Annotated in this window: 18 protein-coding genes; 10 read left to right on the forward strand and 8 right to left on the reverse strand. The window is 67.2% G+C overall.

The genetic code is table 11. The annotated features are described in order from the left end of the window. Positions 1-21 precede the first annotated feature (21 nt). Both WIX41_RS15705 and WIX41_RS15710 read left to right on the forward strand, forming a co-directional pair. The gene (locus WIX41_RS15705; RefSeq protein WP_339449056.1) at positions 22-3156 is read left to right on the forward strand and encodes a discoidin domain-containing protein; all 3135 of its coding nucleotides are present in this window, start codon (positions 22-24) and stop codon (positions 3154-3156) included. Beyond that, positions 3153-3995 carry an endonuclease/exonuclease/phosphatase family protein gene (locus WIX41_RS15710; protein ID WP_339449058.1) on the forward strand — a complete coding sequence of 281 codons (843 nt, stop codon included), beginning with the start codon at positions 3153-3155 and terminating at the stop codon, positions 3993-3995. Before WIX41_RS15705 ends, WIX41_RS15710 begins: the two co-directional genes overlap by 4 nt. A 307-nt stretch (positions 3996-4302) precedes the next feature. On the opposite strand, the gene rne is transcribed toward WIX41_RS15710, so the two are convergent. Next, positions 4303-7647: a ribonuclease E gene (gene rne, locus WIX41_RS15715; protein ID WP_339449059.1), complete on the reverse strand. Its 3345-nt coding sequence runs from the start codon at positions 7645-7647 to the stop codon at positions 4303-4305. A gap of 403 nt (positions 7648-8050) precedes the next feature. Between rne and WIX41_RS15720 the strand changes: the two genes are divergently transcribed. Beyond that, entirely contained in the window at positions 8051-9028 is a 978-nt protein-coding gene (locus WIX41_RS15720) for an RluA family pseudouridine synthase (RefSeq protein ID WP_339449060.1), read from the forward strand. A 516-nt stretch (positions 9029-9544) separates the two neighbouring features. Here WIX41_RS15720 and zupT read toward each other — a convergent pair. The 3 genes from zupT to WIX41_RS15735 all read right to left on the reverse strand — a co-directional run bounded on the left by zupT (position 9545) and on the right by WIX41_RS15735 (position 11268). Then, on the reverse strand, positions 9545-10354 hold the full coding sequence (zupT, locus tag WIX41_RS15725; RefSeq protein WP_339449061.1) for a zinc transporter ZupT: 810 nt from the start codon (positions 10352-10354) through the stop codon (positions 9545-9547). 135 nt (positions 10355-10489) lie between these two features. After that, the gene (locus WIX41_RS15730; RefSeq protein ID WP_339449062.1) at positions 10490-10921 is read right to left on the reverse strand and encodes an energy transducer TonB; all 432 of its coding nucleotides are present in this window, start codon (positions 10919-10921) and stop codon (positions 10490-10492) included. A gap of 5 nt (positions 10922-10926) precedes the next feature. Then, on the reverse strand, positions 10927-11268 hold the full coding sequence (locus WIX41_RS15735) for a 4a-hydroxytetrahydrobiopterin dehydratase (RefSeq protein WP_339449063.1): 342 nt from the start codon (positions 11266-11268) through the stop codon (positions 10927-10929). A 91-nt stretch (positions 11269-11359) separates the two neighbouring features. On the opposite strand from WIX41_RS15735, the gene WIX41_RS15740 reads away from it, so the two are divergent. Next, positions 11360-11959, forward strand: coding sequence for an NfuA family Fe-S biogenesis protein (locus WIX41_RS15740; RefSeq protein WP_339449064.1), 600 nt, complete (start codon positions 11360-11362; stop codon positions 11957-11959). 9 nt (positions 11960-11968) lie between these two features. Then, complete coding sequence (locus tag WIX41_RS15745; RefSeq protein ID WP_339449065.1) at positions 11969-13735, forward strand: hypothetical protein; 1767 nt, start codon at positions 11969-11971, stop codon at positions 13733-13735. A gap of 121 nt (positions 13736-13856) precedes the next feature. Here the strand turns inward: WIX41_RS15745 and WIX41_RS15750 are convergent, their stop codons facing one another. Continuing rightward, the gene (locus WIX41_RS15750; protein ID WP_339449066.1) at positions 13857-14270 is read right to left on the reverse strand and encodes a barstar family protein; all 414 of its coding nucleotides are present in this window, start codon (positions 14268-14270) and stop codon (positions 13857-13859) included. Then, positions 14267-14746, reverse strand: coding sequence for a ribonuclease domain-containing protein (locus tag WIX41_RS15755; protein WP_339449067.1), 480 nt, complete (start codon positions 14744-14746; stop codon positions 14267-14269). Before WIX41_RS15755 ends, WIX41_RS15750 begins: the two co-directional genes overlap by 4 nt. Positions 14747-14927: 181 nt before the next feature. Between WIX41_RS15755 and WIX41_RS15760 the strand changes: the two genes are divergently transcribed. Beyond that, positions 14928-15539 (forward strand): superoxide dismutase, encoded by a 612-nt coding sequence (locus WIX41_RS15760; protein ID WP_339449069.1) that lies wholly within the window; start codon positions 14928-14930, stop codon positions 15537-15539. Positions 15540-15681: 142 nt separating this feature from the next. Here WIX41_RS15760 and WIX41_RS15765 read toward each other — a convergent pair whose 3' ends face one another. Next, the gene (locus WIX41_RS15765) at positions 15682-16527 is read right to left on the reverse strand and encodes an endonuclease/exonuclease/phosphatase family protein (protein ID WP_339449071.1); all 846 of its coding nucleotides are present in this window, start codon (positions 16525-16527) and stop codon (positions 15682-15684) included. A gap of 164 nt (positions 16528-16691) precedes the next feature. On the opposite strand from WIX41_RS15765, the gene WIX41_RS15770 reads away from it, so the two are divergent. Further along, on the forward strand, positions 16692-18254 hold the full coding sequence (locus WIX41_RS15770) for an oligopeptide:H+ symporter (RefSeq protein WP_339449073.1): 1563 nt from the start codon (positions 16692-16694) through the stop codon (positions 18252-18254). An 8-nt stretch (positions 18255-18262) separates the two neighbouring features. Continuing rightward, on the forward strand, positions 18263-18886 hold the full coding sequence (locus tag WIX41_RS15775; RefSeq protein WP_339449075.1) for a rhomboid family intramembrane serine protease: 624 nt from the start codon (positions 18263-18265) through the stop codon (positions 18884-18886). 19 nt (positions 18887-18905) lie between these two features. Here the strand turns inward: WIX41_RS15775 and WIX41_RS15780 are convergent, their stop codons facing one another. After that, a complete protein-coding gene (locus WIX41_RS15780) occupies positions 18906-19082 on the reverse strand; it encodes a hypothetical protein (protein ID WP_184126639.1) in 177 nt (58 codons plus the stop codon). 274 nt (positions 19083-19356) lie between these two features. Between WIX41_RS15780 and WIX41_RS15785 the strand changes: the two genes are divergently transcribed. Further along, the gene (locus WIX41_RS15785) at positions 19357-19656 is read left to right on the forward strand and encodes a GNAT family N-acetyltransferase (RefSeq protein ID WP_339449078.1); all 300 of its coding nucleotides are present in this window, start codon (positions 19357-19359) and stop codon (positions 19654-19656) included. Positions 19657-19718: 62 nt separating this feature from the next. Then, on the forward strand, positions 19719-20582 hold the full coding sequence (locus tag WIX41_RS15790; protein WP_339449080.1) for a DUF3298 and DUF4163 domain-containing protein: 864 nt from the start codon (positions 19719-19721) through the stop codon (positions 20580-20582). Positions 20583-20590: the final 8 nt, after the last annotated feature.

The raw sequence follows: 20590 nt of genomic DNA on the forward strand, positions 1-20590 counted from the left end.
GGTCTGGGTCTGGTGTGGTCGATGGCGGCGCCTGCCGCGCCCCCGGCAGTGCCGGCGGCGCCCAGGGTCCTGGACAGCTTCGACGACATGGCGCCCTGGAAGCTGGTGGTGTCCGACCAGGTCAGCGGTTCGCTGCGCAGCGTGGCCGGCGCCAACGGTGGTCGCGCGCTGTGCGTGGACTACGATTTCCACGACGTCTCCGGCTACGTGGCGATCCGCCGCGAGCTGCCCATCACCTGGCCGGACAACTACCAGGTCGGCTTCCAGCTGCGCGGCGATTCGCCCGGCAATGACCTGCAGTTCAAGTTGATCGATGCCAGCGGCGACAACGTGTGGTGGGTCAACCGCCCCGGCTACGCCTTCCCCAGGACCTGGACGCCGGTGCAGTACCGCCAGCGCCAGATCGACAAGGCCTGGGGCCCGGACCCGGACAAGACCCTGCGCAACAGTGCTGCGGTGGAGTTCACCATTTACAGCAAGGTCGGCGGGCGCGGCACGGTCTGCTTCGACCGGCTCACCCTGCAGGCGCTGCCGCCGGCCGATACCTCGGCGCTGGTGCCGTCGGTGATCGCCGATACCGCTACCGCGCTGCAGAGCCGCATCGCCGACGGCAAGGCCGATACGGTGTGGATCAGCGGCGGCGTGCCCGAGCAGACCATCAGCCTGGACCTGCACAACGTGCGTGAGTTCGGCGGTGCGGTGATCCAGTGGCTGCCGGGGCTGGAAGCCACCCGTTACGTGGTGCGTGCCTCGACCGATGGCCGCGACTGGCGCACCCTGCGCGAGATCACCGCCGGTGGTGGCGGCGACCGCGACTGGTTGGCCTTGCCCGATACCGAAGCCCGCTACCTGCGCTTGGACCTGAAGAACGGGCGCAGCTGGCGATACGGCATCCGCGATATTTCGATCAAGCCACTGGATTTCGCGGCAACGCCGAACGACTTCGTCGAATCGGTGGGTGCCGACCTGACCCGGGGCTTCGTGCCGCGCGGCTTCAGCGGCGAGCAGCCGTACTGGACCCTGCTGGGCCTGGATGGCGGCCGCGAACAGGCGCTGATCGGCGAGGACGGCGCGCTGGAAGTGGCCAAGGCCAGCTTCAGCGTGGAGCCGTTCGTGGTGGTGGACAAGAAGGTGCTGAGCTGGGCCGATGTGGAAAGCAGGCAGTCGTTGCAGGACGATTACCTGCCCATTGCCAGTGTCGACTGGAGCCACCCGCAGGCGGCGCTGAAGGTCACCGGTTTCGTCCAGGGCCGCCCGGACCAGGCGCAGCTGGTCGGCCGCTATACGCTGCACAACCCGGACAAGGTGGCGCACGACTACACCCTGGCACTGGCCGTGCGCCCGTGGCAGGTGAATCCGCCGCGCCAGTTCCTCAACACCGTGGGCGGGGTCAGCCGGATCGACACGCTGGACATCGAGCCGGGCCAGGTCGAGGTCAACGGCACGCCGCGCCTGTACCCGGTGCAGGCACCGGATGCAGCGTTCGCCAGCCCGTTCGACGGCAAGCTGGAGGTTACCCACCTGGCCAGCGGCAACCTGCCCACCGCAACGGACGTGCGCGATGCCACCGGGCTGGCCTCGGGCGCGCTGCTGTACCGCTGGCGGCTGGAACCGGGCCAGAGCCGCGAGGTGGCCATCGTGCTGCCGCAGACCGGCGCGTGGACCACGCCGAAGGACTTCGACGCCAACAAGGCCCAGCAGCAGGTCGCCTCGATGTGGCGCACCAAGCTGGACCAGGTATCGCTGCAGGTGCCGGCGGCCGGCAAGCCGCTGGCCGACACCCTGCGCACCGCATTGGCGCACATGCTGATCTCACGGATCGGGCCGAGCCTGCAGCCGGGCACGCGCTCGTACTCGCGCAGCTGGATCCGCGATGGTGCGATGATTTCCGAGGGCCTGCTGCGCATGGGCCGCAGCGATGCGGTGCGCGAGTACGTGAACTGGTACGCGCCGTACCAGTTCGACAACGGCAAGGTGCCGTGCTGCGTGGATCCGCGCGGCGCCGACCCGGTCCCGGAGAACGACAGCCATGGCGAGCTGATCTTCAACATCGCCGAGTACTGGCGTTATACCGGCGACAGCACCTTCCTGGAGCTGATGTGGCCGCACGTGCAGGGCGCTTACCAGTACATGGAACAGCTGCGCCTGAGCGAGCGCACGGAAGAAAACCGGGCGCGCAACCCGGCGTTCTACGGGATGATGCCGGTGTCGATCAGCCACGAAGGCTATTCGGCCAAGCCGATGCATTCGTACTGGGACAACTTCTGGGCGCTGCGCGGGTACAAGGACGCGGCGATCATCGCCACCACGCTGGGCAAGGTGGAAGCGATGCAGATTGCCCAATCGCGCGACCAGTTCCGTGACGACCTGCAGGCCTCGCTGCTGGCGGCCACCGCGCTGCACAAGATCGATTTCCTGCCCGGTTCGGCCGAGCTGGGTGATTTCGATGCGACCTCCACCACCATCGCGCTGGCCCCGGGCGGCGAGCAGGGACGGCTGCCGCAGCCCTACCTGGACAACACCTTCGAGCGCTACTGGAAGCAGTTCGAGGAGCGCCGCGACGGCAAGCGCGAGTGGAAGGATTACACGCCGTACGAGTGGCGCAACGTGGCCGCGTTCGTGCGGCTGGGCTGGCGCGACCGCGCCTGGCAGGCCACCGAGTTCTTCTTCAAGGACCGCGCGCCGCAGGCCTGGAACCAGTGGGCCGAAGTGGTCTCGCACACCCCTCGCAAGCCGTTCTTCGTCGGCGACCTGCCGCACGCCTGGGTGGCATCGGACTTCGTGCGCTCGGCACTGGACATGTTTGCCTACAACCGCGACGTGGACGACAGCCTGGTGCTGGCCGCCGGTGTACCGAGCCGCTGGCTGGAAGGCGCAGGCGTCGGCGTGAAGGGGCTGCGTACGCCGAACGGACAGCTGAGCTACACGCTGAGCCGTAGTGACAAACTGCTCACGCTGCAGATCGCGCCGGGCCTGCTGGTGCCGCAGGGCGGGGTGATCCTGCCGTGGCCGTACAGCGGTGAACCGGGCGATACCCGGATCAACGGTGAGCCGGCCCAGTGGCTCAATGGCGAGCTGCGCATCACCCAGCTGCCGGCCAAGGTTGAAGTGGAGATTCCGGCCTCGGTGCGTCGTGCCGAACGCAAGGCACCATGAGCGGGGCCGTATGGCGCGCGGGCATGCGCGGCGCGCTGCTGGCCTGCGCGCTGGCGGTGCTGCCGGCGCGCGCAGCCGCGCCGGTGGAGCAGGGGATGAGCATGGTGACCTTCAACCTCCACCATGACCGCGAAGACTGGCCGCGGCGGCGCCAGGTGATCCTGCGCGAGCTGGCGGCGCTGCAGCCCGATGCGATCGCGTTGCAGGAAGTGATCCAGAAGCCGTATGTGCGCAACCAGGCGGCGTGGCTGGCGCGCAAGCTGGGATACGAGTACCAGTTCGTGTCCACCGATCCGCCCGGGCGCTTCAAGCGCTTCGGGAATGCGCTGTTGACCCGGCGCCCGGTGCTGGCGCGCAACACGCACCTGTTGGCGCCATTGACCGATTATCGCACCGTTGCGCACCTGCGTATCGATGTGGACGGGCAGGCGGTGAACATCTATGCCACCCATCTCAATGAGCGTTCGGATGACCGCGGCAGCCGCATCCGCGGCGAACAGGTGGCCGATCTGCTGAAGTACATCGCGACCACCTCCGATGATGCGCCGGTGGTGATTGCCGGGGACTTCAACGCGCGGGTGGATGCAGGCGACCTCAGTGCGCTGCGCCAGCGTTACGGCGACAGCTACGGCAGCGTGCACGTGAACAATGAGCTGGCGCATGCCAGCACATTGAACCGCCATTACTACGACGCGCCATCACGCATCGACCACATCTTCTTCCAGCAGGACAAGCTGCTCGCCCGCGAAGCGCGGCTGCTGTTCGACCAGCCGTATGCCGAAGGCCGCTGGGCGTCGGACCACTACGGGGTGTGGACCCGATTGCAGTTCGCGCCGTGAACGTGAGGGGTTCTACGCCGGGCAAGGTCTTTCGGGCTGAGCGCGTCCGGTGCCAGGAAGTAGTGCAACGTCGGGCTGTACGGACGGTGGTGGCCCGCACCGAGCAGGTAGCAGCCGCCGGTACAGACGACATGGCAATCCCTCAATGTGCGCCCCCGCACGTTCGACCTTGCGCGGTAGTGCGTTAACGGCGAGTCGTCTGGTTGTCGTCGGCCTTCAGATACCCCCAAACGCAGACAGCGGCCCGAAGGCCGCTGTCTGCGTTTTGCTTCCCAGCCACGCAGGGCGTGGCGCTACGGGGGTCGGATCAGGGCTTGTCGGCCTTGTCCTGTTCTTCCTTGGCAGCGGCTTCGGCCGGGGCGAGTTCATCGGTCGGGATGTCTTCGCGTGCCTCTGCGTGCGCGGCCTGGGCGGCGGTATCGGTCGGTGCGGCGTCGCTGGCGGCGTTGCCGAACAGCTGGCCGTTCTGCACGACCGGTGCGGTCTCCACCGGCTCCATGCGCGCCACCGGTGCCGGGGCGGCCGGAGCGGCTGGCACGGCGTCCACCGCGTCCAGCATGCTGGTCTGCACCGGGCGGCCGACTTCGGTCGGACCCTTGTGCTCGACCACCGGCGTCTCGATCGCGGCGGGCGCGGTCTGGGCCGGGGGCACGACGGGCGTTTCGATCGGCTTCGGTGCTTCCGTGACGACCGGGGCTTCGACAGCCTTCGGGGCTTCGGTCACAACCGGGGCCTCAACGGTCTTCGGTGCCTCGATCACGACCGGGGCTTCAACAGCCTTCGGGGTTTCCGTCACGGCCGGAGCCTCGACCGCCTTCGGTGCTTCGGTCACGGACGGCTTCCCGCTGATCGGGGCAACCGGTGCTTCAACCGCGACCGGAGCCGGGGCGACCGGCGCCGGCATAGGCGATTCGACGAAGGGCACGCGGTCGGTGTACGACGGCGCGCGCTCTGCCGCCGGCTCGACCTTCGGGGCCGGGGCGACCTCGGCGTGACCGGCGGTCACCACCGGGCTGCTGACCACGGCCAGCGGCGCGGCGGCGGCAACGGCAGCCACCGGGGCCGGGCGCGGGGCCTGGACCGGTGCGGTCGGTGCGGTGCCGTCGTCATCGAAGTCGAACTCGGGGTTCGGCTCGCTGCTGGCGGCAGGGCGGGCGGCCTGGGCGGTGTTGTCACCGTCCTGATCGCCATCCTGGTCGTCATTGTCGCCGTCATCGTCCAGACCGGCGTCATCGCTCAACCCCTCGCTGCCTGCAGCCTGCTCGCCATTGCCACGACGACGACGGCGGCCACCGCGGCGGCCACGACGACGGCGCGAGGCGCCTTCGCCACTGGCATCGTCGCCGGTGCCCGGTGCTTCGCCGTGCTCGCTGGCTTCGCCATCAACCGCAACCGCGATCAGCGGGTTGTCGTCGGCCGGGGCCTGGTTCGCTGCCGGGGCTACGGTCGGGGCGGTGGTGACCGGGATCGCGGCGTCGGCCACGGTCACGGCGGCGGCGGCGGCCAGCGCGGCATCGGCGGCCGTCGCGCCGGTCTGCACCGGCTTGGCGGCATCGGTCTGCGGCTGGCGCGAGGGCTTTTCGCCCTCGTTCTGCTGGCGCGGCGGCTTCTGCTTCTGGTTCAGCTTCGGCTGCTGCTCATTGCGCGGGGCCTTGGGTTGCTGCTCGTTGCGCGGCTTGCCCTGCTGGGCCTGGCCTGCGGCGGGAGCGACGGCCTGCGCGGCCACCTCCTGGCGGCGCTCGCCCTTGCCGGCGCGTTCGCCACGGTCATCACGACGGTCCTTGCCGCGACCCTGACCCTGACCACGCTCGCCACGCTCATCGCGGCGGCCGTTGCGGTCCTTGCCGTTGCGGTCCTTGTTGCGGCCGTTGCGGTTGCCGTCCTGGGCCGGGCGCGCGTTGTTCTGCGGTGCGGCGGCCGGCGCCGGTTCACCACCGAAGATGCGCTTGAGCCAGCCGACCACACCGGTGGCGGTCGGAGCAGCAGCCGGGGCGGGAGCGACCGGGGCCGGCGCAGCAGCCACCGGTTCGGCGGCTTCGCGGACCGGGGCCGGCGAACTGTGCTTGACGTTGGTGACAGCCGGGGCGACCGGAATGTTCAGCTGCGCCTTGGTCAGCGCATGCACCGGCAGCTTGCGCGGGGTGCCGCGCTGGTAGCTCGGCTTGCCGCTTTCATCGCCCATTTCGTTTTCGCGCAGGCGGGTCACTTCGTAGTGCGGGGTGTGCAGCTGCTCGTCGGCCACGATCACGATCGGCGCGTCATGGCGCTGTTCGATCTCGCGCAGCGCGCTGCGCTTTTCGTTGAGCAGGTAGTTGGCGATCTCGACCGGGGCCTGGACCAGCACCTGCCCGGTGTTTTCCTTCATCGCATGCTCTTCAGCCACGCGGATGATCGACAGCGACAGCGATTCCACGCTGCGCATGCGGCCGTGGCCGTCGCAGCGCGGGCAGACGATCTGGCTGGATTCGCCCAGGCTCGGGCGCAGGCGCTGGCGGCTCATTTCCATCAGGCCAAAGCGCGAAATGCGGCCCAGCTGCACGCGCGCACGGTCGTACTTGAGCGCGTTCTGCAGGCGGTTCTCGACTTCGCGCTGGTGCTTGTTGGAGGCCATGTCGATGAAGTCGATCACCACCAGGCCGCCCAGGTCGCGCAGGCGCAGCTGGCGGGCCACTTCTTCGGCCGCTTCCAGGTTGGTCTGGAACGCGGTGTCCTCGATGTCGCTGCCCTTGGTGGCGCGCGAGGAGTTCACGTCGATGGCGGTCAGCGCTTCGGTCTGGTCGACCACGATCGAGCCGCCCGAGGGCAGTCGCACGTTGCGTTCATACGCGCCTTCGATCTGCGATTCGATCTGGAAGCGGTTGAACAGCGGGATATCGTCCTTGTAATGCTTGAGCTTGCGCAGGGTCTGCGGCATCACCTGCTGCATGAACTCGCGGGCGGTTTCGTAGAGTTCCTCGGTATCGACCAGGATCTCGCCGACATCGGCGCGCAGGTAGTCGCGCAGGGCGCGCACGATCAGGCGCGATTCCTGGTAGATCAGGAACGGGGCCGGCTTGGTCAGCGCCGCTTCGGCGATGGACTTCCAGACCTGGAGCAGATAGTCCAGGTCCCATTGCAGCTCTTCGGCATCGCGGCCGACGCCGGCGGTGCGGATGATCACGCCCATGTCGTCGGGGATGTCCAGCTTGTCCAACGCTTCCTTCAGCGCGGCGCGGTCTTCGCCCTCGATGCGACGCGACACGCCACCGGCGGTGGGCGAGTTGGGCATCAGCACCATGTAGCGGCCGGCCAGGGAGATGAACGTGGTCAGGGCAGCGCCCTTGTTGCCACGTTCTTCCTTGTCGACCTGTACCACCACTTCCTGTCCTTCACGCAGCAGTTCGCGGATGCCGGCCTTGTTGGGGTCGACCCCGGCCTGGAAGTAATCGCGGGAGATTTCCTTCAGCGGCAGGAAGCCGTGGCGTTCGCCGCCGTATTCGACGAAGGCCGCTTCCAGCGACGGTTCAAGGCGCGTGATGCGGCCCTTGTAGATGTTCGACTTCTTCTGTTCCTTGGACGGCTGTTCGATGTCGATGTCGTACAGCGTCTGGCCATCCACGATGGCTACCCGCAGCTCTTCAGCCTGCGTGGCGTTGATCAGCATTCGCTTCATATTGCGTTCCTCGCGCGCTGCTACCGCGCGGAACGCCATGGGGTTTCGCTTCTGGTCACGCTTGCACGCCCATCGCGCATGCGCGGGGAGGGCGGCTTGGGCTTCCAGCGCTACGACACCACGGCAGGCCGCGGGAGCGCTTCATTTGTTTTGGTTTGGGTGTTGCGGGCCGGAGGCAGCTTTCAGCCAGGCTGGAGCGCCACAGGGACATTTTTTCAGCGCAGACGCGTGTCAGGCATCCGGCGATGGCCGGGACTGCCGGTGAGCCGCTAACATGGCCGCCCCGGGGGCGGTGGCTGCGCACTGTGCCGGAATCGAGGGAAGTCGGGCTTCTGGCCCAGAGCAACTTCCAACGAAATCAATCCCTTATCTCGCCCGCCGAGTGTAACAGAATAAAAGGCCAATGACCGATACCGTGCCGTCCCCCAAACCCGCTGAAGGCAAGACCAGCGTCCGTCTCCTGACTGTCCCGGCCGACCGCGCCGGGCAACGCCTGGACAACTTCCTGCTCGGCCAGCTGAAGGGTGCGCCACGCAGTCTGGTCTACAAACTCGTGCGCAGCGGCCAGGTCCGTGTGAACGGCGGCCGCGCCAAGGCCGAACGCAAGCTGGTGGAGGGCGACGAAGTGCGCGTGCCACCGGTTCGTCTCACCGAGGAGGGAGACAAAGCCGGCCCACCGGCGGCGTTCATGAAGCGGCTGGAAGACGCGATCGTCTACGAAGATGAGCGCCTGCTGGCCCTGAACAAGCCCTCCGGCGTGGCCAGCCATGGCGGCAGCGGGATCAGCTTCGGTGCCATCGAAACCCTGCGTGCGCTGCGCCCCGGCAAGACCCTGGAGCTGGTGCACCGGCTGGACCGGGACACCTCGGGCCTGCTGATCGTGGCCAAGAAGCGTTCGGCGCTGAGCGAGCTGCAGGCACTGCTGCGTGAAGACCACGGCGCCGGCATCCGCAAGCGCTACCTGACTCTGCTGGTGGGGCGCATGCCCGACGGCACCATGACCGTGGACGCGCCGTTGCACGTAGGGCTGCGCCAGGGCGGAGAGCGCCACGTGCAGGTCAATGCGATCGGCAAGGCGTCGGTGAGCCATTTCAGCGTGCTGGAGCGCCGGGGCGGCCATTCGTTCTGCGAAGTGCGGATTGAAACCGGCCGTACCCACCAGATCCGCGTGCATGCCCAGCACCTGGGTCATCCGGTGGCAGGTGACGACAAATACGGCGATCCGGACGTCAACAAGCGGCTTCGTGACCAGATCGGGCTGAAACGCCTGTTCCTGCACGCCGCCTCGCTGGAATTCTCGCTGGACGCCGGCAAGACCCCGTACCTGCTCAACGCGCCGTTGGCGGATGAATTGAACGAGGTGTTGAACCGGTTGGGGTGACACTGTTGGTTGATTGATCCGGGCCCGGATGGGCCCGGAAAAATTCGTCGGCCCTTGGTTGATTGATCCCAATCCCAATGGGCCCATATGAATTCGTAGCCCCGGCCGTTGGCCGGACACCGCGCGCAGCGCGGCCCAAGTGTCAGGAGGTGGCCGAATGCGGCCCCCGATACTCCGTCCGGCGTTTAGACGATCCGAAGCGGTAGCGCCGGCCGTTGGCCGGCTGCTCTTCGTTCCGGGATCATGAACGCCTGACGGGCGGCTTCGGAACTTCTAAACGCCGGGGTGGTGGCGGCAATCGTTGGGTGACCGTCTCCGGACACTTGGGCCGCGCTGCGCGCGGTGTCCGGCCAACGGCCGGGGCTACGAACCGCTACGTAACGTCCACAGATCGGGATCAACCAACCAGAGGCCCGGTAACCGTCGCAGGCCCATCGGGATTGGAATCAATCAACCCGCATCCGGTAGCGCCGGCCGTTGGCCGGCCCACGGCATCCACGCCACGCCCGCACGCAATCACCACTTGAACAGCACCAGGCTGATCGCCAGGCTGGCCATGCCGGCCACCAGCCCGTACACCGTCTCATGGCCTTTGGCGTAGCGCTTGGCCGCTGGCAGCAGCTCATCGAGCGCCAGGAACACCATCACACCCGAAATCAACCCGAAGACCCAGCCGAACGTGGCGTGGTTGAGCACCCCGGACAACAGCACGTAGCCGATCGCCGCGCCCACCGGCTCGGCCAGGCCTGACAACAGGCTGGCGCCGAACGCATAGAACTTGTTCTGGGTCGCGAAATACACCGGCACCGCGATCGCGATGCCCTCGGGGATATTGTGGATGGCAATGGCGAACGCCAGCGGCATGCCCACCGATGGGCTTTCCAGCGTCGCGAAGAACGTGGCCAGCCCCTCCGGGAAGTTGTGCGCGGTGATCGCCACCGCCGTCAGCAGGCCCACCCGCTTGATGTAGGCCTTGTTGTTCTCCCGGAACATCGGGTCCTGCTTGTCCAGGCTTTCGTGCGGGTTCGGGATCAGATGGTCGATCAGCACGATCAACAGCACCCCGCACAGGAAGGCGGCGGTGGCGTAGGCGTACCCGGTGCGCGCGTCATAGGCCAGGGTGAACGAGTCGATCGCTTTGGTCAGGATCTCGGTCAGCGACACGAACACCATCGCGCCGCCGGCAAAGGCCAGGCCGAAGGCCAGCAGGCGGGGGTTGGGGCGGCGCGAGAACAACACCATCAGGCTGCCCAGGCCGGTGGCCAGGCCGGCCGCCAGGGTCACCAGCAGGGCAACCCATACGTTTTCATTGGTAATTTCCAGCATGCGCCACGGCGTCCTTTACACGGGTAACGCGCCACGACCGCCCCGTCGCCGCCTCGTCCGGGTGGACGTGAGGCGGGCAGGGCGGTGGGGCGATCAGGGGGATGGAGGCTGGCGTGTGCTGGCGCGAGGCCGCGATCAGCCGCCGCGGCGCAGCCGCTCTTCCACGGCGAAGCACTCATCCGGCTTGGGCTGCGGCGGGTTGAAGCTCACCGGCACCTGGATGGTGGTGGGCACGGCCTGGCCGGCGCGGGTGGCGGCCTTGAACTGCCAGCCCTCGACCGCCTTCTTCGCCTGCTCGTCGAGCTGGCCATTGCCGCTGCCGGTCACCAGCTGAATCTGCCCAGGCTTGCCGTCGGTTGCCACCACCACCTTCAGCGTGGTGGTCCCACCGATGCCTTGGCACGCAAGCTCAATGGGATACACCGGCGGCGGCGTCTTCACCGCCGCCACCTCGGTGGGCGCCGCAACCGGCGCCGCCGGCTCCGAAGACCCACCGCACCCGACAAGGCTGGCAGCAACCAGCAGTTGTAGAGCCACGACCTGCGTGGCTGCTCTTGGCATTTTCATCAAACTCACTCCGTCAGGCCCGAAGCCTTGGCTGCACAGATGAAGTCGTTCTCGCTGAGCCCACCCACATCATGGGTGGAGAAGCGCACCACGGCGCGGTCGTAATGCACGCCCAGGTCGGGGTGGTGGTCCTCGGCATGGGCCACCCAGGCCAGCGCGTTCACGAACGCCATGGTCTTGTAGTAGTTGGCGAAGCGGAAGGTCCGGGTCAGGGCCTGGCCCTGCTCGGCCAGCTCCCAGCCGGGAATCTGCGGCAGCAGCTCGGCTACCCGGGCTTCGCCCAGCTTGTGGTCGCTGCCCTTGCGCGGGACGCAACGGGCCTGCGCCAGCGGAATCAGGTCGGCCATGGAATCCTCCACCTCGTGTATGCCTGAACAATGCGCCGGACGGTGTATAAACCGAATGAGCGCATAACATGTAAGCCGCTAGAATAGCCGCATGATCCAGATCTCCGACACTGCCCAGACTTATTTCCGCAAGCTCATCGAGCGCGAAGCCGTGCCCGGCATGGGCGTGCGCCTGAGCGCGGTGGACCCTGGCACCCCGCGCGCCGATGCCCGCCTGGAGTTCGCCGAACCGGCCGACCTGCTTGGCGACGAGTGGGCGGTGGACTGCGACGGCTTCACCCTGTACGTGGCCGCCACCAGCGTGGCATGGATGGACGGCGCCGACATCGACATCGTCACCAACGCCACCGGTGGCCAGCAGCTGACCATCAAGGCGCCGAAGATCAAGGGCGAAGCCCCGGCCGAGTCGGCCTCGCTGGTCGAGCGGGTGCATTGGGTGGTGGAAAACGAAGTCAATCCGCAGCTGGCCTCGCATGGCGGCAAAGTCGCTGTGCAGGAAGTGTCCGCCGATGGCGTGGTACTGCTGCGCTTCGGGGGGGGCTGCCAGGGCTGCGGCATGGCCGACGTCACCCTCAAGCAAGGCATCGAGAAAACGCTGATGGGCCGCGTGCCCGGCATCACCGCGGTACGCGATGCGACCGACCATGACAGCGGTCACGCGCCGTACATTCCCCGCGGCACGGCTGCCTGATCGTCCTGCGTGACACTGCGCCGGGCTGACGAGATCCTCAACGGGTTGCTGGCTCGCCAGCCGGACAAGCGCATCGTTGAAAAAACCACGGGCCTTCCCTACGGGTGGGGCCTGTGGCTGCGCGCGCTGACCCCGTTGCCGCGCCCGTTCCGCGCTTCGGAAGTCATTGCCGAACTGATCCAGCGGCCGTTGCCGGGCTCGCCCGGCCGTTTGCCGGCGCTGGGGTTCGTGCAGTCGGTTCGCCGACTGCTCTGGCAGACCTGGGACCCGGCCCCGCGCGACCAGCGCTGGATGCGCTGGACCTCGGCGGTGATCAGCCTGCTGCTGCACGTGATGTTCGCGCTGCTGCTGTTGTGGGTGGCGCTGGTCCGCCCGCCCGTGCAGCCGGAGCAGGGCGGCGATGGCGGGCGCATCCAGGTGGAGTTCCTGGGCGGTGGCACGCCGCAGGACAGTGGCGACGGCGAACCCGCCGCCGCCGCGGGTAGCGCAGCAGCAGCTGCTGCGACCTCCCAGGACGCGCCAGCTGCGTCGCGGCCGAGCCCGGCGGCGGCAACCGCCCCGCAACCGCCGACGCCTGCGTCCGCGCCGGAACCTGTCGCCAGCGTGGAACCCACGCCGACACCGCCAGCGCCGGCGCCCACGGCCGTGGAGCAACCCATCCAGGCCACCGACGTTGCCGAAGCCACCACCGATTTCGTGGTGCCCCCCACCAGTGTGCCGCGCACCGAAGTGCGGGTGATTCCGCGCGATGCGCCCGAGGTGCAGGTACGCGAACGCACCGTCGAGGTGGTGGAAGCGCCGACCCCGCCCGTGGTCGCCCCGACCGTCAGGCCGGCGCAGCCACAGGTGCGCACGCCGGAACTGGTTGTACGCGAGCGCGAGGTCACTGTGGTCAACGCGCCCACGCCGCCGGTGCCCACGCCGGGGCCACGGGTCGAGGTCAACGTGCCGCAACGTGATGTGCAGGTGCGCGAACGCGAAGTGACGCCGACGCCGTCGGTGTCCGTGACGGTCGCGCCCGTGCCCCAGCGTGAGGTGAACGTGCCCGGGCGCAGCCCGGAGGTGACGGTGCGGGAACGCGCCGTCCCCAACGCTTCGGCGCGCCCGGCACCGGCTGCGGCAACGCCGTCGACCGCAGCGTCCACCCCGTCGGCCGCGCCAGGCCCGAGCACGGCAAGCCAGTCCGCGCCCAGCCGCAGCACGGCCTCGAGTCCGGCACCCGCCACTACGCCTGCCGCGCGTCCGTCGGCCACACCCGGCAACTGGGCCACGCCTGCACGCGGCGACGACTGGGGCGCAGCCGACAGCAACCGCGCCGGTGAACGCAGTGGTGCCCAGGCCAACCAGGGCGCCGGCCGCACCGGCGATGGACTGTTCAATGCCGACGGCAGCGTGCGCGTGCCCGACCAGGGCGGCAGCGGCGACAGCACACGCGGCGCGCCCGGTGGCGAGAACGATGGCTGGAGCCGCGAACGCATTGCCCAATCCGGCACGTGGCTGAAGCGCCCGCCGTACGACTACACGCCGACCTCGTTCGACAAGTACTGGGCACCGAACGAATCGCTGCTGGCCGAATGGGTACGCAAGGGCATCAAGGCCGTGGAAATTCCCATCCCCGGCACCAGCTCGAAAATCTCCTGCGTGGTCTCTCTCCTGCAGTTCGGCGGCGGCTGCGGCCTGACCGACCCCAACATGCAGGACCAGCCGGCGGTAGCGCGCCCGCCGCCGGACATCCCGTTCAAGAAGGAACTACAGGACGACAACGGCAGCCGATGATGGCGAAGCCATCATCGGCGGGTAGCGCCGGCCGTTGGCCGGCCCTCATGATCTCCATCAGCACCGCGTGGGCCGGCCAACGGCCGGCGCTACCGATTGTGGGCGCCGTGCTGCGGGTTGTTCAATCGCGCAGCGCGACAAACGCCCAGAACGGTACGTCGTCCTTGCCCCACGACGTGCTGGCATCGTCCAGCACATCCAGCAGCGTTTCAAAATCCTTTTCCGCGCCCGCCTTCAAGCCATCGGCGTCACTGAAGAACAACGCATAGCCGTTGGCCTGCAGCCACGACAGGTCGCGAAGGCAGTCCAACAGCGCGTCCCAGTTGCCACCAAACGTCTGTGGGAAATCCAGCTGCGCGGCAATGCGTGCAACCAAGGTGCGCTTGTCGATGCACCCTTGAAGATCAATCGTGGCCACCCGCAGCCCGGCATCGCGCATCGCGGCCGACAGCGGCGCAATGTCGTCGTTGGTGACCGAATACACGCCAGCGTTGTTGATATCGTCCAGGCCCAATTCGAATCCATCGTGGTTCATTGCCAGCTCCCGGCAGGTGGGACCTCGAAACTGCGGAAGGTTTCGTAGTGGTCGTCGGTGTAGAACCAACCGGTCGGCGGATTGCCGCCGGTCACGATGCGACGCGCGCCCCGGTTGCCGGCACCCGGCGTGTCCACGGTGTATTCGCGGTAGTAGCCGCGCGGTCGGTCGGGCAGGCGCTGTTCGCGGTTGCTGAAGACGCCGCCGTCCTGGCGGTGCGGATAGGGGCCGCCGCGCTGGATCAGGACGATGGTCTGGCGCGCTTCCGCAGGCAGGAAGGCAGGCAGCGCGTCGTGCGATCGCTGTGCGGTCGCGCCGGGGTTGGCCGGGGCGCCGTTGGCGGGTGCAACGTCGGCAGCCGGCTGGGTCAGAGACGGAGCGAACTGCGGGGCCGGGGCGTGCTGGGCTTCCTTGATGGCGAAGAGACCGCCGACCAGCAGGACAATGGCAACGAGCAGCAGTAGAGGTTTGCGCATGTGAAGGTCGAGTGTGCGGGGGACGAGGTTAATGTAACGTCGACATCCCCTGAGCGCATCTGGAGGAGCGCCCCCAACGAAGTTTCCTTTACGTAGGGCTTGGTAAGCTTGGCGGCCATCCCCATCATCGACTTCGCAACGCCCGGTCTTCGCCGGGCGAGTGAGCTACCAGGAGATCCACATGGCCTATACCCTCCCCAAGCTGTCTTACGCCTATGACGCGCTCGAGCCGCATATCGACGCGGAAACGATGGAAATCCATCACACCAAGCATCATCAGACCTACATCAACAACGTCAACGCAGCGCTGGAAGGCACTGAGTACGCCGACCTGCCGGTTGAAGATCTGGTAAAGAAGACCAAGTCGCTGCCGGAGAACCTGCAGACCCCGGTGCGCAACAACGGTGGCGGTCATGCCAACCACTCGCTGTTCTGGACCGTGATGTCGCCCAATGGCGGTGGCAACCCGAAGGGCGACGTCGCCCAGGCGATCGATGCCCAGCTGGGTGGTTTCGAGAAGTTCAAGGAGCTCTTCACCAAGGCAGCGCTGACCCGTTTCGGCAGCGGCTGGGCGTGGCTGAGCGTCACCCCGGACAAGAAGATCGTGGTGGAAAGCAGTGGCAACCAGGACAGCCCGCTGATGGAGGGCAACACGCCGATCCTGGGCCTGGACGTGTGGGAACACGCGTACTACCTGAAGTACCAGAACCGTCGCCCGGACTACATCGGCGCGTTCTTCAAGGTGGTCGACTGGCAGGAAGTCGAGCGTCGTTACCAGGAAGCCATCGCCTGATTCAAGCGGCGATCTGCAGATTGGAAAAGGCCGGGCCAAAAGCCCGGCCTTTTGTTTGTCGGTAGCGCCGGCCGTTGGCCGGCCCAGGCGATGTCCGGTCATGCGAGGGCCGGCCAACGGCCGGCGCTACCGGGTGATGCGGCTACCTCGTTTCCGCATCGCCTTGTAGCCGCAGGGTGGCGATGATGCCCAGGCGCAGGGCGCCGATGTCGGTGCCTTCCAGTGCCGGCAACTTCAACGGCTGCAGGCCCTGGCCGGCAAAATGGCTCACCTGGAACAGCACGTCCAGACCATGGCCGCTGGCGGCGGCAGCCACTGAAGGCGGGTCCACGCGTTCGCCGGGGTTCTTGCGCGCCGGCTGGAAACCGGGCGAACTGCGCACCAGTTCGTCGGTATCGGCAGAGAAATCGCCGGCGATCAAGGAGGGCAGGCCGTCCGAAGTGGCGCCGACCCAGGTCATCAGGTCGTTGGTCTGGTGCTGGCGCACCTGGGCTTCGTCCGGATCCGGGCGCAGTTGCGCCACATAGATGTTGATCTGCTCCTCCTGCAGCTTTACCCGCAGCATGCCGGCTGCGCTGAACTGGCCCGGCGGGTGGAGCAGGGTGACCCCGTCTTCGACCACCGGCAGCCGGCTCAGCATGGCGCTGCCATGGCGCAATGGCTGGCTGGGCGGGTCGGCGGTGACGAAATCGCAGCTGTAGCGCAGGCGGATGGCCAGCCAGCAGGCCGGGTTGCCGCCCTTGGTCTGCACTACCCGATGCACCGCGATCACGTCCGGCTGCAGGCCTTCCAACACCTGCAGCAGCTGGTCCCGGCGCCGTTCCCATTGGGCCTCGTCCACGGCCGGCAGCTCCAGCGTGGCGACCTTCAGCAGGCGCGGCGGTGCCTCGCTCTGCCGGGCATCGGCCGGCACAGCGGGGGCGGTCAACAACAACAGCAGGAACCAGCCGTGCCAGCGTCCTGCGACAACCGTGGGGAGGAGGCGCATAACGATAAGTTTACGCTTGAGTCGTGGACGTGCCGTGACTTCCGTCAGCAGACAGGCACTGCCTGCCATTGCGCGCGGGTGTTGTCACGTACCAGCGCAACGTGCGCGGCCGCGGCCCTTCCGGTAACCTTGCGCCCTTTGAACCCGCAGGACAGCCCCATAGAATGAGCACGACCGCAGCCGCCAGCGCTGGCAAGGGATCCCTGCCGCGCCAGATTCCGTACATCATCGGCAATGAGGCCTGCGAGCGGTTCAGCTTCTATGGGATGCGCAACATCCTGGTGCAGTTCCTGATCACCTCGCTGCTGCTGCAGGAGATCACCGCCGATGGCCGGGCCGGCGAGGCCAAGGACATCATGCACAGCTTCATGATCGGCGTGTACTTCTTCCCGCTGCTCGGCGGCTGGCTGGCCGACAAGTTCTTCGGCAAGTACCACACCATTCTCTGGTTCAGCCTGATCTACTGCGCCGGCCACGCCTGCCTGGCGCTGTTCGAGAACAGCCGCGAGGGCTTCTTCCTCGGCCTGGGCCTGATCGCGCTGGGCGCCGGTGGCATCAAGCCGCTGGTGGCCTCGTTCATGGGCGACCAGTTCGACCAGAGCAACAAGCACCTGGCCAAGATCGTATTCGACGCGTTCTACTGGATCATCAATTTCGGCTCGCTGTTCGCCTCGCTGCTGATTCCGCTGGCATTGAAGAACCTGGGCCCGCAGTGGGCGTTCGGCATCCCCGGCATCCTGATGTTCGTGGCCACCTTCGTGTTCTGGCTGGGCCGCAAGCGCTACGTGCTGGTGCCGCTGCCGCCCAAGGACCCGCATTCGTTCGGCAACGTGGTGCGTACCGCGCTGTCGGCGCAGGTGCCGGGCAAGGGCCGTCCGGGCCGCACCCTGGCCATCCTGGGCGCGGTGCTGGCGGTGGCCTCGATGGGCCTGGTGGGCAGCCTCGGCATCGTGATCTGCCTGTGCATCGCGCTGGTGCTGGTACTGGCCGGCGTGGGCGGCGGTACCTGGATCCAGCTCGACCGCGCCCGCGCCGTGCACCCGGCCGAGGCCGTGGAAGGCGTACGTTCGGTGCTGCGCGTGCTGGTGATCTTCGCGCTCACCACGCCGTTCTTCTCGCTGTTCGACCAGAAGGCCTCCACCTGGGTGCTGCAGGGCCAGCAGATGGCCATGCCCTCGTGGTTCACCGCCTCGCAGATGCAGGCGCTGAATCCGCTGCTGGTGATGATCCTGATTCCGTTCAACAACCTGGTGCTGTACCCGGCGCTGCGCCGCTTCGGCTTCGAGCCGACCGCATTGCGCCGCATGACCGCCGGTATCGCCTTCAGCGGCCTGGCCTGGATCGTGGTCGGCGGCATCCAGGTGATGATGGATGGCGGCAACGTGATGTCCATCTTCTGGCAGATGCTGCCCTACGCGCTGCTCACCTTCGGTGAGGTGCTGGTCTCGGCCACCGGCCTGGAGTTCGCCTACAGCCAGGCGCCGCAGGCGATGAAGGGTGTGGTGATGAGCTTCTGGAACCTCACCACCACCATCGGCAACCTGTGGGTGCTGCTGTCCAACGCAGCGGTGCGCAACGACACGGTGACCCACCAGATCGCCAGTACCGGGCTCAGCGAGGCCGCGTTCCTGATGTTCTTCTTCGCCGGATTCGCCTTCGTGGCGGCGTTGGCCTTCGGTTGGTATGCCAAGCGCTATCGTATGGTCGACAACTACCGCGCTGCCTGAGTACCGCCATGACCCCCGTCAACCTGCTGCTGATCGCCATCACCGTCATTGTGTCGTGGGTGGCGTTCAAGAACCGCGCACTGGCCGACCGCCTGATCCTGTGGCCACCGGCGGTGGACCGCAAGCGCCAGTACGACCGCCTGGTGACCTACGGGTTCATCCACGCGGACCTGGCGCACCTGGCCTTCAACATGATCACGCTGTTCTTCTTCGGCGGACACATCGAAACGGTGATGGTGGGCCTGACCGGCAACTACCTGACCTACCCGGCGTTCTACCTGGGCGCGCTGGTGGTGTCGATCCTGCCCAGCTACCTGAAGAACCAGAAGAACCCGAACTACCTGAGCCTGGGCGCGTCGGGCGCGGTGTCGGCGGTGCTGTTCGCCTTCATCCTGCTCAGCCCGTGGACCGTCATCTTCGTGTTCTTCATCCCGGCGCCGGCGATCATCTATGCGGCGTTCTACGTGGGCTACAGCATCTGGATGGATCGCAGGGGCGGTGACCGGATCAACCACAGCGCGCACCTGGCCGGTGCCGCGTTCGGCGTGATCTTCATGCTGGCAATGCGCCCGGCGATCTTCGAGCACTTCCTGCGCGAGTTGAGCAACCCGCGCTTCAGCCTGGGCGGCTAGACGCCGCCCGGTGCCTCAATCACGCGGCGAAACGCTGGTCGGTACCGTAGGTGCTGAGCAGCCGCGCGTAGACTTCGTGGTCGATCAGATCGAACTCCGAGCCTTGGGTCTGGCCGTTCAGGGCCAGCTGGAACAGGCCTTCCAGCAGCGAGCTGTCTGCGTCGCCGGGCTGGGTGAAATCGGGTGCATGGTCCATGTGAAGCTCCTTGGGACACGGATGGGGCAGTCAGGTATCGCAAAAGCCGTGCCAGCTTTTGCGACCTGTCCGATACCGATATCGGCTTGAATCGGGGGGACTTTAGCCAAAGCCCCCAAAAAGCGGATTCCTGCCGACGCGGCGATAACCGGGCGCGTGGCGGGGCGCGGCGTGATGTGACCAAATGCGTCGCCTGTTGCCCCTGTTAAGGCTTCACGCGATCATGGCGCTACGCTGCGCACTATCGCGACAGTCGCCGCAGGAGACACCCGCCATGGCTTCGGTCACCCCGCCCGGATTGGCGTACGAGGTGGAGCACGATCTGGCCCACCACCGGTTCCAGGCCCGGATCCAGGGGTACCTGGCCCTGCTGGACTACCAGATCCAGCGCAGGCGGATGGTCATTACCCATACCGAGGTGCCTGAGGCCATCGGCGGCCGCGGCATCGCCGGGGAGTTGACCAAGGTCGCTCTGCGGTACGCACGCGACAAACAGCTCAAGGTCGTGCCGAAGTGCGCATACGCCGAACAGTTTTTCGAGCGGCACGCCGAATACCAGGACCTGCTGGCGTAGCAGGCACAAGCTTTTTTCACGGACGAAGGATCATCATGCTGGGTTTCAACAAGAGGATTGCAATGAACATCGCAGGAAACCGCCGTGCGCTGCGTACCGGCACGCTGGCGTTGGCTGTGGGGCTGGTACTGCTGACCGGCTGCCGACGCGACGCGGATACCGCTGTCGCCCCGGCAGACAGCCCGGCCGCCGCGCAGCCGCCGGACACGACCTCGCCGCAGGCCACCGTCGAGGCGCCGCTGGAGCTGCGTGATGTGATCGAGAACACCCCGCAGGCGGTGGTGGGCATCAGCTACCCGCAGGACGTGAACCGCTTCCCCGGTCTGGCCAAGGCGCTGTCGGATTACGCCACGGCCGCGCGCAGTGAACTGCAGCAGGCGGTGGACGGGCTGGGCAATGACAAGCCGACCATGCCCTACGAGCTGTCACTGAGCTTCGAGAAGGTGCTGGAGACGCCGCAGCTGCTGGTGATCAGTGCCGAGGGCAGCCGCTATACCGGCGGCGCCCATGGTGAGCCGCTGGTGGCCCGTTTCGTCTGGCTGCCCGAACAGCAGCAGATGCTGACTGCCGACAAGCTGATGGCCGACGGCAAGGGTTGGGCGGTGGTCAGCGATTACATCGCCGACCAGCTGAAGGAGCGCGTGGCCACCCGGTTGAGCAGCGAGGACATGGAGCCGGGCCAGCTGCAGGAATCCCTGCGCAGTGCCAGCCGGATGATTGCCGACGGCACCGGGGCCAGCGCCGGGAACTTCAGCCAGTTCCAGCCGATGACCGATCCCAACGGGCTGATCACCGCCGTGCGTTTCGTGTTTCCGCCTTACCAGGTGGGACCGTATTCGGATGGCACCCAGACCGTGGATGTGCCCGCCGCCGTGCTGGCGCCGCATGTAGCCCCGGCCTATGCCGGGCTGTTCGCCAAGGGCTAGCAGGGGGC

Source organism: Stenotrophomonas sp. AB1(2024) (assembly GCF_037482345.1).
GTDB lineage: Bacteria > Pseudomonadota > Gammaproteobacteria > Xanthomonadales > Xanthomonadaceae > Stenotrophomonas.

What these genes read in the sequence shown, in the direction of transcription:
- WIX41_RS15705 (WP_339449056.1), top strand. Translation starts at nt 22, where the DNA reads ATGGCGGCGCCTGCCGCGCCCCCGGCAGTGCCGGCGGCGCCCAGGGTC.
- WIX41_RS15710 (WP_339449058.1), top strand. Translation starts at nt 3,153, where the DNA reads ATGAGCGGGGCCGTATGGCGCGCGGGCATGCGCGGCGCGCTGCTGGCC.
- rne (WP_339449059.1), bottom strand. Translation starts at nt 7,647, where the DNA reads ATGAAGCGAATGCTGATCAACGCCACGCAGGCTGAAGAGCTGCGGGTA.
- WIX41_RS15720 (WP_339449060.1), top strand. Translation starts at nt 8,051, where the DNA reads ATGACCGATACCGTGCCGTCCCCCAAACCCGCTGAAGGCAAGACCAGC.
- zupT (WP_339449061.1), bottom strand. Translation starts at nt 10,354, where the DNA reads ATGCTGGAAATTACCAATGAAAACGTATGGGTTGCCCTGCTGGTGACC.
- WIX41_RS15730 (WP_339449062.1), bottom strand. Translation starts at nt 10,921, where the DNA reads ATGAAAATGCCAAGAGCAGCCACGCAGGTCGTGGCTCTACAACTGCTG.
- WIX41_RS15735 (WP_339449063.1), bottom strand. Translation starts at nt 11,268, where the DNA reads ATGGCCGACCTGATTCCGCTGGCGCAGGCCCGTTGCGTCCCGCGCAAG.
- WIX41_RS15740 (WP_339449064.1), top strand. Translation starts at nt 11,360, where the DNA reads ATGATCCAGATCTCCGACACTGCCCAGACTTATTTCCGCAAGCTCATC.
- WIX41_RS15750 (WP_339449066.1), bottom strand. Translation starts at nt 14,270, where the DNA reads ATGAACCACGATGGATTCGAATTGGGCCTGGACGATATCAACAACGCT.
- WIX41_RS15755 (WP_339449067.1), bottom strand. Translation starts at nt 14,746, where the DNA reads ATGCGCAAACCTCTACTGCTGCTCGTTGCCATTGTCCTGCTGGTCGGC.
- WIX41_RS15760 (WP_339449069.1), top strand. Translation starts at nt 14,928, where the DNA reads ATGGCCTATACCCTCCCCAAGCTGTCTTACGCCTATGACGCGCTCGAG.
- WIX41_RS15765 (WP_339449071.1), bottom strand. Translation starts at nt 16,527, where the DNA reads ATGCGCCTCCTCCCCACGGTTGTCGCAGGACGCTGGCACGGCTGGTTC.
- WIX41_RS15770 (WP_339449073.1), top strand. Translation starts at nt 16,692, where the DNA reads ATGAGCACGACCGCAGCCGCCAGCGCTGGCAAGGGATCCCTGCCGCGC.
- WIX41_RS15775 (WP_339449075.1), top strand. Translation starts at nt 18,263, where the DNA reads ATGACCCCCGTCAACCTGCTGCTGATCGCCATCACCGTCATTGTGTCG.
- WIX41_RS15780 (WP_184126639.1), bottom strand. Translation starts at nt 19,082, where the DNA reads ATGGACCATGCACCCGATTTCACCCAGCCCGGCGACGCAGACAGCTCG.
- WIX41_RS15785 (WP_339449078.1), top strand. Translation starts at nt 19,357, where the DNA reads ATGGCTTCGGTCACCCCGCCCGGATTGGCGTACGAGGTGGAGCACGAT.
- WIX41_RS15790 (WP_339449080.1), top strand. Translation starts at nt 19,719, where the DNA reads ATGAACATCGCAGGAAACCGCCGTGCGCTGCGTACCGGCACGCTGGCG.